Here is a 506-nt window from a genome sequence, read left to right on the forward strand (position 1 = left end):
GTAATGGTGGTGCCACCTGCGCCCGCTAAAGTCACTTTGTCTTTGGTTGCAGGGTCATCATATTTAACCGCTGCATCGTCCAAGTTACCCAACTTGCCATCAACTGCTGCCAATTGATCTTCAGTTGCTGCCTGACCTGATACCGCTGTGCCGTTCCAAGTCGTGTTGCTTAAACCACCAATAGTATTGGTTGTGCCATCAATCTTAACTTTAGTTGCACCACTGCCCACATTGATTGCATCTTTGACATTAACGGTATCACCTAAACCAAGCTGGACACCATCTGCTGTCGTGGTACTGGTGATGCTACCATCCGTTGAACCTTTAACATTCAGCGTATCGCCTAATGCAAATTGGTTACTGCTGGTACCATTACCAAACTTAATCCCTTTGTCCGCTGTCGCTTGTGCTGCATCTGCTGCATTTTGCGCAGTGGTTACATTCTGATTCGTTGTGAATAATTGGCCACCATTCACCGCATCTGTTGATGCTGCTGAACTGATATC

The 506-nt window shown here is 46.6% G+C and carries 1 pseudogene; it reads right to left on the minus strand.

Annotated elements, in window-relative coordinates:
• Positions 1–506 (minus strand): annotated as a pseudogene (locus F895_RS20115) (cell surface protein); the annotation flags it as partial.

This window comes from Acinetobacter sp. CIP 64.2, assembly GCF_000369645.1.
Classification (GTDB): Bacteria; Pseudomonadota; Gammaproteobacteria; order Pseudomonadales; family Moraxellaceae; genus Acinetobacter.